8 protein-coding genes are annotated in these 13,270 nt (G+C 66.7%); all 8 read left to right on the top strand.

Annotated features, from left to right (window positions below):
* The first annotated feature begins 232 nt into the window (after window positions 1-232).
* The 8 genes from ACS5PN_RS19790 to ACS5PN_RS19755 all read left to right on the top strand — a co-directional run bounded on the left by ACS5PN_RS19790 (window position 233) and on the right by ACS5PN_RS19755 (window position 13,176).
* A complete protein-coding gene (locus tag ACS5PN_RS19790; RefSeq protein WP_439465733.1) occupies window positions 233-1,888 on the top strand; it encodes a carbohydrate-binding protein in 1,656 nt (551 codons plus the stop codon).
* A 45-nt stretch (window positions 1,889-1,933) separates the two neighbouring features.
* Window positions 1,934-3,340, top strand: a complete 1,407-nt coding sequence (locus ACS5PN_RS19785; RefSeq protein ID WP_439465732.1) for a carbohydrate-binding protein — start codon at window positions 1,934-1,936, stop codon at window positions 3,338-3,340.
* 231 nt (window positions 3,341-3,571) lie between these two features.
* Complete coding sequence (locus ACS5PN_RS19780) at window positions 3,572-4,618, top strand: LacI family DNA-binding transcriptional regulator (protein ID WP_439465731.1); 1,047 nt, start codon at window positions 3,572-3,574, stop codon at window positions 4,616-4,618.
* Window positions 4,619-5,184: 566 nt separating this feature from the next.
* Window positions 5,185-8,199, top strand: coding sequence for a TonB-dependent receptor (locus ACS5PN_RS19775; RefSeq protein WP_439465730.1), 3,015 nt, complete (start codon window positions 5,185-5,187; stop codon window positions 8,197-8,199).
* Window positions 8,200-8,370: 171 nt separating this feature from the next.
* Window positions 8,371-9,903, top strand: a complete 1,533-nt coding sequence (locus ACS5PN_RS19770; protein WP_439465729.1) for a tryptophan halogenase family protein — start codon at window positions 8,371-8,373, stop codon at window positions 9,901-9,903.
* A complete protein-coding gene (locus ACS5PN_RS19765; protein ID WP_439465728.1) occupies window positions 9,900-10,622 on the top strand; it encodes a SapC family protein in 723 nt (240 codons plus the stop codon). Before ACS5PN_RS19770 ends, ACS5PN_RS19765 begins: the two co-directional genes overlap by 4 nt.
* Window positions 10,623-10,624: 2 nt before the next feature.
* Window positions 10,625-11,632 carry a cupin-like domain-containing protein gene (locus ACS5PN_RS19760; protein WP_439465727.1) on the top strand — a complete coding sequence of 336 codons (1,008 nt, stop codon included), beginning with the start codon at window positions 10,625-10,627 and terminating at the stop codon, window positions 11,630-11,632.
* A complete protein-coding gene (locus ACS5PN_RS19755) occupies window positions 11,629-13,176 on the top strand; it encodes a tryptophan halogenase family protein (RefSeq protein ID WP_439465726.1) in 1,548 nt (515 codons plus the stop codon). Before ACS5PN_RS19760 ends, ACS5PN_RS19755 begins: the two co-directional genes overlap by 4 nt.
* Window positions 13,177-13,270 lie beyond the last annotated feature (94 nt).

Here is a 13,270-nt window from a genome sequence, read left to right as displayed (position 1 = left end):
GGACGACGATGCTCGCGGCATTGAGCCGCAAGCACATCGCCTTCGCGGGCCGGCTAGGGGCGGCCCGGCGCTCGGCCCGAATACGTTCAGTGAAACCCCTCCTGGGGTCCACCCGTCCCTGAGTTCTGGCACACGCCTGTGTTGCCGTTTCGGTGCTCGTCCGCTTAATCTTGAAAGCGCTTTCAGTCGGCGCGGTAAATCGGCGGTGAGCACCTCAACCCTGGAGACTTCCATGAGATTGCTTCGTCCCCTCGCCGCGCTGCTCGCCTTCGGGCTGGCCGGCACCGCCTTCGCCCAGAGCAAGGTCGTCGGCTACATCCCTTCGTACAAGGGCCTGCGCGCCGTCGCTGACCGCACGGACCTGACCAAGCTCACCCACATCAACCTCGCCTTCGCCAACCCGGCGCCGGGCGGCAGCTTCCTCAACGGCGGCAACCCGGCCTGCATGGAAGCCGCCACAGGTGCCGACATCAGCTATGTGGTGCAGAAGGCCCATGCGGCCGGCGCCAAGGTGCTGGTGTCGCTGGCGGGCGGTGTCATCCCGAGCTGCGCCGGCAACTGGCAGGCCCTGCTGCAGTCCGGCAGCCGCGCCACCGTCGTCAACAACCTGGCGCAGTTCGTCAACACCTTCGGCCTGGACGGCGTCGACGTCGACATCGAAGGCACGCTGCTGACGGCCATCGACAACGCCGGCAACTACACGCCCTTCATCCAGGCCCTGCGCAGCGCCCTGCCAGGCAAGCTGGTCACGGCCGCCACAGCCACCTACGAGGGCGGCATGGTGCCGGTGTCGTCGCTGGCCTCCTTCGACTTCGTCACGCTGATGGCCTATGACGCGGTCGGGCCCGGCTGGGGCACGGTGGGCACCGAGCACTCGACCTATTCGATGGCCCAGAGCCATATCGCGACCTGGCAGGCGCGTGGCCTCAGCAAAGAGAAGCTGGTGCTGGGCCTGCCCTTCTATGGCTATGGCTTCAACGGCTATGCGGCCAACTACGGCTTCGCCGACATCGTCAACCAGTTCGGCGCGGCCGCGGCCCAGACCGATCTGATCGGCACGCTGTGCGCGAGCTGCGCCTACATCACCTACAACGGCATCCCCACCATCAAGGCCAAGACACGGCTGGCGATGCAACAGGGCTCGGGCGTGATGATCTGGGAGCTGTCGCAGGACGGCACCGGCGCCAACAGCCTGCTGGCGGCCGTGCGTGCCGAGATCGGCAGCAACCCGCCGCCCACCGGCGTGGCGACCGTCTACCAGGATTGCAACTACGGCGGCTACTCGGCGCCGCTGCCCGAGGGCAGCTACACGCTCAGCCAGCTGCAGTCGCGCGGCGTGCGCGACAACGACCTGTCCTCGCTGCGCGTGAACGCCGGCTACCAGGTGCAGCTGTTCGACGGCGACAACTTCAGCGGCACCAGCGTGACCCGCACCGCCGACACCGGCTGCCTGGTCGACCAGGCCTTCAACGATCGCGCCACCTCGCTCATCGTTTCCAAGACCGCCACGGCATGGTCCAAGCAGATCGAGGCCGAGAACTTCAGCAACCAGAGCGGCGTGCAGACCGAGGCCTGCAGCGAGGGCGGCCTCAACGTCGGCTGGATCGACACCGGCGACTGGATGGCCTACGCCAACATCAACTTCCCGACCAGCGGCAGCTACCGCGTCGAGTACCGCGTCGCCAGCGTCAGCGGCGCCAAGCTGTCCCTCGACCTCAACGCCGGCGCCATCCAGCTCGGCCAGGTCAGCATCCCCGCCACCGGCGGCTGGCAGAACTGGACCACGGTCTCCCACACCGTGACCATCAATGCGGGCACCTACAACGTCGGCGTCTACGCACCGGCAGCCGGCTGGAATCTGAACTGGATCAAGTTCACCAAGCTCTGAGCGAAGTACTCGGAGCACTTTCCCACCCACCCTCGGAGACATCCCATGAACCTCTTGCGATACATCGCTGCGGCCTTGCTGGCCGCGGCCAGCAGCCTGGCCCACGCCCAATGGCAGCTCGTCTGGAGCGACGAGTTCAACGGCAGCATCGGACCCAACTGGGTGTTCGAGACCGGCGCCGGCGGCTGGGGCAACAACGAGCTGCAGTACTACCGCCGCGAGAACGCCACCATCGAGAACAACGCACTGGTCATCACGGCCAAGCGCGAGGACTTCGGCGGCGCCGCCTACACCTCGGCGCGCATGAAGACCCAGGGGCTCAAGACCTTCAAGTTCGGCCGCATCGAAGCCCGCATGAAGCTGCCGGCCTTCCTTGGCGCCTGGCCGGCGTTCTGGATGCTGGGCGCCAACCTGCCCCAGGTCGGCTGGCCGGCCTCCGGCGAGATCGACATCATGGAGCACATCAACGACGAGCAGAAGGTCTACGGCACCATCCACTGGCAGGACAACAACGGCCAGTACGCCCAGTACGGCGGCAACCTCGCCACCAGCGTGACCGACTGGCATGTCTACGCCGTGGAGTGGGACACCAATGCCATCCGCTGGTATGTGGACGGCACCAAGTACCACGAGGCCAACATCGCCAACGGCGTCAACGGCACCGATGAATTCCAGAAGGACTTCTTCCTGCTGCTGAACTTCGCCGTCGGCGGCAACTGGCCGGGCTTCAACGTCAACACCGCCGCCCTGCCCGCCAAGATGTATGTGGACTATGTGCGCGTCTACGCCCCGGCCGGCAGCGGCGTGGCCACGGTCTACCAGGACTGCAACTACGCCGGCTACGCGGCCGCCCTGCCCGAAGGCAGCTACACCCTGGCCCAACTGCAGTCGCGCGGCATCCGTGACAACGACCTCTCGTCGCTGCGCGTCAACGCCGGCTACCAGGTGCAGCTGTTCGACGGCGACAACTTCACCGGCGCCAGCGTGACCCGCACCGGCGACACCGGCTGCCTGGTCGACCAGGCCTTCAACGACAAGGCCACGTCCATCATCGTCTCCAAGGTCACCGCGGCCTGGTCGCGCCAGATCGAAGCCGAGTCCTTCAACGCCATGGCCGGCGTGCAGAACGAGGCTTGTTCGGAAGGCGGCCAGAACGTCGGCTACATCGACACCGGCGACTGGATGGCCTACAACAGCGTGACCTTCCCCACCAGCGGCAGCTACCGCGTCGAGTACCGCGTCGCCAGCGCCAACGCCGGCGGCACGCTGTCGCTGGACCTGAACGCCGGCAGCATCCAGCTCGGCCAGGTGGGCGTGCCCGGCACCGGCGGCTGGCAGAACTGGACCACGGTCTCGCACACCGTCAACATCAATGCCGGCACCTACAACGTCGGCGTGTATGCGGCCCAAGGCGGCTGGAATATCAACTGGATCAAGTTCACAAAACTGTGAGCCCCTTGCCCAGTCTCGCTCGCTGAACGCGGCGAGTCTGGTCGGTCCCCCTGGGGGACGGTGATGCTCGCGGCATTGAGCCGCGAGCACATCACCAGAGCGGGCCGGCTAGGGAGCGGCCCGTCGCTCGGCCCGCGTTCTTGCACTACGGCCGCGGACGAGAAGAACAACAGCCAGCCAAGTCCCACGCGCAGCCGCGCCTACACTCGCGGCTTCGCCTCGCCATTGCCGATGAACGCCAAGACTCCCGCCAAGAAAGCGCCTTCAAGCCGACCCGACGGCGTCGTCACGCTCGAGCAGGTGGCGGAGCTGGCCGGTGTGTCGCCAAGCACCGTGTCGCGCATCCTGAACGGCACCGCTGCCGTCAGCCAGGCCAAGAAGGACGCCGTGCAGGCCGCCATCCAGGAGCTGGGCTTCCGGCCCAACCCCGTGGCGCGTGGCCTGGCCGGTGGGCGCACGTTGAGCGTCGGCGTCGTCACCCAGATCATCTCCAGCCCGTTCTACGGCGAAGCCTTGCTGGGCATCGAGCGCGAGCTCGAGCGGGCGGGCTATGTGCCGCTGTTCGTGTCCGGCAACTGGCATGAGGACGACGAGAAGAAAGCGATCGAGACCCTGCTGTCGCGCCGCGTCGATGGCGTCATCGTGCTGGCCGGCCGCATCTCGGATGCCGAGCTGACGCGCGTCTCCGACAACCTGCCCGTCGTCGTCGTCGGCCGCCAGCTGTCCGGCCCCCAGCTGTTCAGCTTCAGCTTCGACAACCGCGCCGGCGCCCGCCTGGCCACCCAGCATCTGATCGAACAAGGCCATCGCCGCATCGCCTTCATTGCCGGCGACCTGATGCACGACGATGCCGTCGAGCGCCAGAACGGCTACCTGGACGCCCATGCCACGGCCGGCATCCCGGTCGACCAGGGCCTCATCGTGCAGAGCGACTACACGGAAGCCGGCGGCATGCTGTCGGTAACACGTCTGCTGGAGCGCGACGCTCATTTCACGGCCCTGTTCGCCTCCAACGACCAGATGGCCATCGGCGCCTGCCTGGGCCTGCACCGGCGCAACCTGCGTGTGCCGGACGACGTCTCCCTGGTCGGATTCGACGACCTCATCATGGCGCGCTACTCCATGCCGCCGCTGACGACGGTGCGCCAGTCGGTCTACGAGATCGGCGTCGAGGCCGCCACGGCCATGCTGGAGATGCTGCGCGGCGGCAAGCCCAAGGCCCAGCTACCGGAGCCTGAGCTCGTCGTGCGCGAGAGCACGCGCCGAATGCAGCGCTAGCTGTATTGGTATTTGCGGCCGAGCGCTGGGCCGCTCCCGAGCCGGCCGCGTTGGGCGATGTGCTTGCCGGTCGATCCGGCAAGCATCGCCGTCCCCTCGGGGGCTGAGGCCGGACCCGCAGAGTCCAGTGGACTCTGCGTGCCTGCCGAAGAGCTGCGGCGCTGTCCGCAGCGCGGTCTGCAAGACCGACTAGGCCGACCCGCGTTCAGCGCGGTCGGACTGGGCGAGGGGCGGACTGTTGTTCCGCTCGGGTAAACCATGTGGCCGATCCTTGGGGCGCGACGCATGATTATTTGAAAGCGCTTTCATTGCTTTCCAAGAGTCATCGCTTTTCAACCCAGAACTACCCCTAGCTCTGCCGTTCTTGTGCACCGCAACCTATGGGAGCGGTCACATGAACCCAGTTCCGGCGTGGTTCAACCTCAGCCTCGATCTGCGTTGCCGCCAAGCCGCAGACCGAGGGTGTTGCCTAGGTTGAAAGCGCTGCCATTCGCGTATTCTTGAAAGCGCTTTCAGCTCGTCATCGAGCATCACTCGACAAGATTCATAACTCTGGAGACAAGTGAATGAGACAGCCTCGTCCTGCCCTTCGCCTCACAACCCTGGCCACGGCCAGCGGCCTGCTGTTTGCCGGCGCCGCGATGGCCCAAAGCCCCGGGAATCCCAACGCCGGCCCCACGCCGGTCACCTCGGTGCCGCAGGCGCTGGCCAGCACGACGCAGCTGGAAACGGTCATCGTCACGGGTATCCGCAAGTCCCTGGAGACCTCGGTCAACCTGAAGCGCTCGTCTTCCGGTCTGGTCGACGGCATCGTGGCCGAAGACATCGGCAAGTTCCCCGACACCAACCTGGCTGAATCGCTGAGCCGCATCTCCGGCGTGTCCATCGACCGCAGCAACGGCGAAGGCACCCGCATCACGGTGCGCGGCATGGGCCCCGACTTCAACCTGGTGCTGCTGAACGGCCGCCAGATGCCGGCCTCCAGCATCGACGGCAGCGCGCCCAGCTCGCGCTCCTTCGACTTCTCCAACCTCGCTGCCGACGGCGTCGCGGCCCTGGAGGTCTACAAGACCAGCCGCGCCAGCAGCCCGACCGGCGGCATGGGTGCCACCATCAACATCCGCACGCCGCGCCCGCTGGACACCAAGGAAACCATCGCCCAGGTCGGCGTCAAGCTGGTCAACGACCAGTCCGCACGCCGCCTGCCCGGCGAAGAGCAGGGCAAGAGCGCCACGCCTGAGCTGAGCGGCATCTACAGCACGCAGACCAACGACGGCACCTTCGGCATCGCGCTGATGGGCACCTACCAGGTGCGTGACTCCGGCTACTCGCAAGCCAACGTCAGCAGCGGCTGGAAGACCTTCGACGGCATCCAGGACAACGACTGGGGCGGTACGCACGCCGTCTGGGGCGGCCTGCCCCCCGCATCGCAAGCGACGGAAATCAAGAACCGTCCGGCCATCGGCTCCATCTACAGCGTGCCGCAGAACCTGAACTACTCGTTCACCGGCGTGCATCGCGAGCGCCTGAACGGTCAGCTCGTCATGCAGTTCAAGCCCACCAAGGACCTGCTCGGCACGCTGGACTTCGTCATGTCGGAGCAGAAGTTCCGCCAGCGCCGCAACGACATCTCCGCCTGGTTCAACTACGGCGGCCAGTTCGGCGAATACCAGACCGGCTCGCCCTCCTCGCCCATCATCTACGGCGAGCACATGACCAACTCCGACGTGGCCATGGGCGCGTCGCGCATCCAGACCAAGAACAAGAACCAGCAGATCGGCCTGAACATCAAGTGGAAGGCCGCCGATGCGCTGAGCTTCGACATCGACGCCCACCACTCCACCGCCACCTCGGGTGCCGATGATCCGCTGGGCACCTCGGTCACGCTGGCCACGGCCTCGCTGAACCGCGGCGACACCTCGGTCGATTTCAGCAACAAGTTCCCGGTCCTGATGATCAAGGGCGGCGCGCTGGATCCGACCAAGCAGGAGCTGCAGGGCTCGGTGTTCGGCAACAGCTACCAGAAGAACCAGGTCGACCAGGTGCAGACCAAGGGCAACTGGAAGATCAACGAAGACAGCAGCCTGGACTTCGGCCTGTCGCTGACCAACGTCAAGAACCGCTCGGCCTTCGCCAACGTGCAGCGCGACACCTGGGGCGCCAACGCCGCCGGTGGCCCCGCCGCCATGCCCGACGACATCTGGCACGCCGACTCGATCAGCAAGTACTTCAGCCGCATCCCGGGCTCGGGTGACTCGCGCCTGTTCAACAACTTCTTCTATTTCAACTTCGAGGACCTGCGCGCCGCAGCCATCAAGGCCCTGGGCTCGGACCAGCTGCTGAAGGCCTCCTTCGACTGGCAGGACGACTTCCGCACGACGGAAAAGTCGCGCGCCGTCTTCGGTCAGTACAACCTGGCCTGGGAATGGGGCGTGCCTTTCGAGGCCGCCATCGGCGCCCGCTATGAGCACACCAAGGTGAGCTCGCCCTCCATCGAGAAGATCCCCGTGTCCGTGGCCTGGGTGGCCGCCAACGAAGTGCCCATCAGCTTCAGCGGCACCCGCTCTGCGGAGCGTGGCGGCAAGTACGGCTACTTCCTGCCGTCCGTCGACTTGAGCACGGATGTGACACCGGACACCAAGCTGCGCGTCAGCTACGGCCAGACCATCGGCCGTCCGGGCTGGAACGCCATCCAGGGTGGACAGAAGCTGGATCCGCTGGCCCGCGTCGACGGCGCCTCCGGCTCGGTGGGCAACCCCGACCTGAAGCCGCTGCACTCGAGCAACCTCGACTTCTCGGCCGAGCACTACTACGCCAAGAGCAGCTATGTCGCGGCGAGCTACTTCCGCAAGTCCATCAAGGACTACAACGAAGCCGTCATCGACAACGTCAACCTGTTCGGCCTGCACACGCCGATCGGCAGCGCGATGTACAACCAGGCTGTGACGGTCGGCGGCTGCGGCACCGATTCGAATTGCATCCGCCAGTACATCTTCACGAACTACGCAAACGCCCCGGGCGTCAGCGGCACGCCGGGCACCTCGCTCGGCACCATCACCGCCCAGCCCAACGATCCGCTGCTGATGTTCAAGCTGGGGACCTACATCAACAACCAGCGCACCAGCAAGCTCAACGGCATCGAGCTGAACGCCCAGCACATCTTCGGCAACAGCGGCTTCGGCGTGTCGGCCAACTTCACCAAGGTGCGCTCCAACCTCAACTACGACAACAACAAGGCGGGCGCGCAGACCGATGTGCTGGTCGGCCTGGGCGACTCTGGCAACCTGGTCGGTTTCTTCGAAAACGAGACCTTCACGACCCGTCTGGCCTACAACTGGCGCGGCAAGTTCCTGGCCGCCAACTTCGGCGGCACGGACGGCGCTCAGCCCCTGTACGTGGAGCCCTATGGCCAGCTTGACCTGAGCGTGGGCTACAACGTCACTTCGCATCTGCGCCTGCAGTTCGAAGCCATCAACCTGACGGACGAGTACACCCGTACGCATCTGCGCAACGAGAACCAGGTCGGTGCCGTCACCCAGCTGGGCCGTCGCGTCATGATCGGCGCACGCTACAAGTTCTAAGCGAAAGCCTCGGGGCCGGCCGCAGCCGGCCCTCAAGGAAAGTCGGGACTCGCCCGCTCTTCCTTGTGAGGCACAGTCTGGTTCGGCGGTGCTTGCGCTCTGAGGCGCCGTCCTTGTTCGCCGTTTGGCGAGGCCGCGCAAGCGGCCCTTTTTACTTCTGGGAACCAGATCGTGAACGACAGACTGCGTGAGGTGATGGTGCTGGGCGGCGGCTCGGCGGGCTGGCTGGTGGCCGGTCTGCTGGCTGCCGAACACGCCGACCTGAAGATCACCCTCATCGAATCCAGCGACGTGCCGACCATCGGCGTCGGCGAGGGCACCTGGCCCTCCATGCGTGACACCCTGCGCAAGATCGGCCTGTCCGAGCCCGACTTCATCCGGCGCTGCCAGGTCTCGTTCAAGCAGGGCTCGCGCTTCGACAGCTGGGCCCGCGGCGACGCCGGCGCGGCGGGCGACCGCTACTACCACCCCTTCATGCTGCCCGTCGGCTACGGCGATGCCGACCTCGTGCAGGCCTGGCTGGCCACGCTAGGCCAGCGCCCTTTCGCCGACGTCGTCAGCCCCTCGGTCCAGGTCTGCGAGGCGGGCTGCGCACCCAAGCAGGTGCAGACCCCCGACTTCGGCGCCGTCGCCAACTACGCCTATCACTTCGACGCCGGCCTGTTCGGCCAGATGCTGCGCGAGCACGCCATCGAGAAGCTCGGCGTCCGCCACGTCATCGACCATGTCGAGGCCGTGCTGACCCATGAAAACGGCGACATCGCGGCCCTGCAGACCCGCGAGCACGGCTCACTGGCTGCCGACCTTTTCATCGACTGCTCCGGCATGGCCTCCCGCCTCATCGGCCAGCACTTCGGCGTGGCGCTGAAGAGCGAGCGCGACGTCCTCTTCAACGACGCCGCCCTGCCCGTTCAGGTTCCCTACGCCCAGGCCGACGCGCCGCTGGCCTCGGTCACCATCGCCACCGCCTGGGCCAAGGGCTGGATCTGGGACATCGGCCTGCCATCGCGGCGCGGCGTCGGCTGCGTCTACTCGCGCACCCATGCCAGCGAGGACGAGGCCCAGGCCGCGCTGCAGGCCTACCTGGATGCCACCGGCGCGCCCGCCGAACGGCCCACGCCGCGCTCCATCCGCTTCGACCCCGGCTATCGCGAGCAGTTCTGGGTGCGCAACTGCGTCGCCATCGGCCTGTCCAGCGGCTTCATCGAACCGCTGGAGGCTTCGGCCCTGGCCATGGTCGAGCTGTCCGCCCAAAGGCTGTGCGACGAGCTGCCCATGACCCGCGCCAGCATGGACGCCGTGGCGCGGCGCTTCAATGACGACTTCGCCTACCGCTGGGCCCGCGTCATCGACTTCCTGAAGCTGCACTACGCCTTGAGCCAGCGCGACGACAGCGACTACTGGCGTGCCCATCGCGACCCGGCCACCTGGCCCGAGCGCCTGCGCGAACTGCTGCCGCAGTGGCAGCTGCGCGCCCCGGCCCGCCACGACTTCGGCCGCATCGACGAGGTGTTCCCGTCGGCCAGCTATCAATACGTGCTGTACGGCATGGGTTTCCGCCCTGACGCCCAGCCACTGCTCCCCGCCAAACTACAGGCTGCCCAGGCCGCCTTCGACGAGGCCGCCCGCCAGGCCCGCCGCTTCGTGCCCGCCCTGCCGAGCCACCGCAGCCTGATCGCCCATATCCACAAGACCGAGACATGACCCGCCCCGCCCTGCTCGACAACGCCACCCATCGCCATCTGCGCATCCGCACCGAGCGTTCTGCCGCCCTCGGCGACGCCCGCCAGTCGGCCCTGGCCCTGCCGGCCGAGTTCCGCCAGCTGCAGGCCCACTTCCCCATCGTCTTCCAGCTCGTGGAGGGCGACGCCGCCAATGCCGGTTTTCAGCCCGTGGCCCTGTTCGGTCTGGAGGAGGGCCAGAACCTGTTCCTGAAGAACGGCAACTGGGATGCCCCCGTCGTGCCCATGGCCCTGCAGCGCGATCCCTTCATGATCGGCCGCGCTCCCGACGACACCCTGCAGCTGCACATCGACATGGACAGCCCACGCATCGTGCGGCCGGAGGAAGGCGAAGTCGGCACCGCCCTCTTCATGCCTCACGGCGGCTTCAGCGACTATCTCGACCATGTCGTGCAGCTGATGGAGCATCTGCACGCCCAGGCCCAGCACCTGCCGGCCTTCATCGACGCACTGACCCGCCACCAGCTGCTGGAGCCCTTTGTCATCGACATCGAGACGGCGAGCGGGGAACCGGGCAGCCGCCTTTCAGGCCTCTTCACCATCCACGAGGAGCGCCTGGCCGCCCTGCCCGGTGCAGCCCTGGAGACGCTGGCGCGCGAAGGCCATCTGCTGCCCATGTACATGCAGATCGCGTCGCTTCAGCAACTGCAAGGCCTGGTCGAGCGACACAGCCGGATCTGAACATGCAAGCAGTACCGGACTGGAACGGGCCTTTCGACCCGAACAAGCTGCCGGCCGCATTGCTGACCGGCGACCGCCCCCATGTCGTGCGCGGCGGGTTCGCCCACTGGCCGGTGGTGCAGGCGGCACGCCAGTCCGACGAGGCCCTGGCCCGCTATCTGATGGGCTTCTACCAGGGCATGCGCATCGGCCTCTTCCAGTTGGCCCCTGAAGCCCGCGGCCGCGTCTTCTACACCGACGAGAGCCTCACCGGCTTCAACTTCTCGCGCTACAGCGCGACGCTGGACCAGGTCCTCAGCGGCCTGCTGGGCCTGGCAGCAACGCCCGAGCCACCGGCCCTCTATGTCGGCTCGACGACGGTGGACGCCGTGCTGCCCGGCTTCCTGGAGGTCAACGCCATGGGCCTGGGCGAGCGCGACGCCCTGATCAGCCTGTGGCTGGGCAACCGCACCCGCATCGCTGCCCATTACGACCTGCCCGACAACCTCGCCGTCGTTGCCGCGGGCCGGCGCCGCTTCACGGTCTTCCCGCCCGAGCAGATCGCCAACCTCTACATGGGGCCGCTGGACCCGACGCCGGCCGGACAGCCCGTCAGCCTGGTGGATTTCGAGCAACCCGATTTCGAGCGCTTCCCGCGTTTTGCCCAGGCGCTGGAGGCCGGCATGGTGGCCGAGCTCGGCCCCGGCGACGCCATCTTCATTCCCAGCATGTGGTTCCACCACATCGAGGGGCTGGAGCCGGTCAACCTCTTGATCAACGCCTGGTGGCGGCAGACGCCCGACTTCGTCGACTCGCCGCTGGCCACGCTGCGCCTGGCCCTGATGACGCTGCGCGACCTGCCCGAGAAGGAGCGCCGCGTCTGGCAGCACCATTTCCAGCATTTCGTCTTCGACGCCGACGACACGACCTGGGCCCACATCCCCGAGGCCGCCCGCGGCCTGCTCGGCCCCATCGACGACACCCTGTCGCGCCAGGCTCGCGCGCAACTTTTGACACAGTTGAAAAGATGAACACTTCCACCTCACCGTTCAACCGCGTCGTCATCGCCGGTGGCGGCACTGCCGGCTGGATGATGGCCGCGCTGATGAGCAAGCTGCTCGGCAAGCGCCTGGACATCAAGCTGGTCGAGTCCGAGGAGATCGGCACCGTCGGCGTCGGCGAGGCCACCATCCCCGCGCTGCACACCTTCCACAATCTGCTCGGCATCAACGAGGCCGAGTTCATGGCCGCGACCAACGCGACCTTCAAGCTCGGCATCGCCTTCGAGGGCTGGAAGGACATAGCCCAGGATTACTTCCACTCCTTCGGCAGCACGGGCAACGACCACTGGAGCGCCGGCTTCCAGCATTTCTGGCTCAAGGGCCGCGCCGAAGGCCTGGCCAAGACCTACACCGACTACAACCCGGAAACGGTGGCGGCCTACGCCAACCGCTTCGCCCACTTGCCACGCAGCGGCCTGAACTACGCCTACCACCTGGACGCCGGCCGCTACGCCAAATACCTGCGCGTCATGAGCGAGAGCTATGGCGTGCAACGCATCGAGGGCAAGATCGCGGCCGTGCTGATGGACGGCCCGCAGGGCAAGGACGGCGACATCACCGCCCTGAAGATGCAGGACGGCACCCGCATCGACGGCGACCTCTTCATCGACTGCACGGGTTTCCGCGCCATGCTGATCGGCGAGGCCCTGGGCGTGGGCTACGAGGACTGGTCGCACTGGCTGCCCTGCGACCGCGCCGTCGCCGTGCAGACGGCCTCGGTGCGCGAGGCCTGGCCCTACACGCGCTCCATCTGCCACCCCTTCGGCTGGCAATGGCGCATCCCGCTGCAGCACCGCGTCGGCAACGGCCTGGTCTACAGCAGCAAGGAACTCAGCGACGCCGACGCGCCCGAGGTGCTGAAGAAGAACGTCGAGGGCGAACTGCTGATCCAGCCGCGCGTCCTCAAGTTCACGCCCGGCCAGCGCCACAAGGTCTGGGAGCGCAACTGCATTGCCGTCGGCCTGGCCAGCGGCTTCATCGAACCGCTGGAATCCACCAGCATCCACCTCATCCAGCGCACCGCCATCCGCCTGATGCAGCTCTTCCCCACCGGCGGCATCAACCCCGCCGACGTGGCCGAGTTCAACCTGCAATGCGAGCGCGAGCTGATTCACATCCGCGACTTCATCATCCTGCATTACCACGTCACCGAGCGCAGCGACTCCAGCCTGTGGAACCATGTGCGCACGATGGAAGTGCCCGCCACGCTCAAGCACCGCATCGAGATGTTCCGCGAGAGCGGGCGCGTCTTCCGCCCCAGTGATGAGCTGTTCGCCGAGAATTCCTGGGTCCAGGTCATGATGGGCCAGGGGCTGATCCCCCAGAGCTACCACCCCGTGGCCGACCTGATGGGCAAGCAGGAGCTGAGCAACTTCCTCGGCGACATCCACACCAAGGTCTCGCGCACCGTCGCCGGCCTGCCCAGCCACCAGGCCTATGTCGAGCAGCTTTGCGCCCCCTACCGCAACGCGACGACGGCCCAGCTGGCGGCCACGCCGCTGCTGCGGGCTTGAAAGCCCCACAACAGACCCGACATTTCCAGGCATCGATAATTGCGCCCATCATGAAGCTCAACCACACGGCCCAAGCCCGCATCACTCCCTGAGG

The sequence above is a fragment of the Roseateles sp. NT4 genome, assembly GCF_051857475.1.
Classification (GTDB): domain Bacteria; phylum Pseudomonadota; class Gammaproteobacteria; order Burkholderiales; family Burkholderiaceae_C; genus Pelomonas.
The sequence above is the reverse complement of the archived record's forward strand: the minus strand, read 5'-3'. Positions and strand labels throughout refer to the sequence as shown.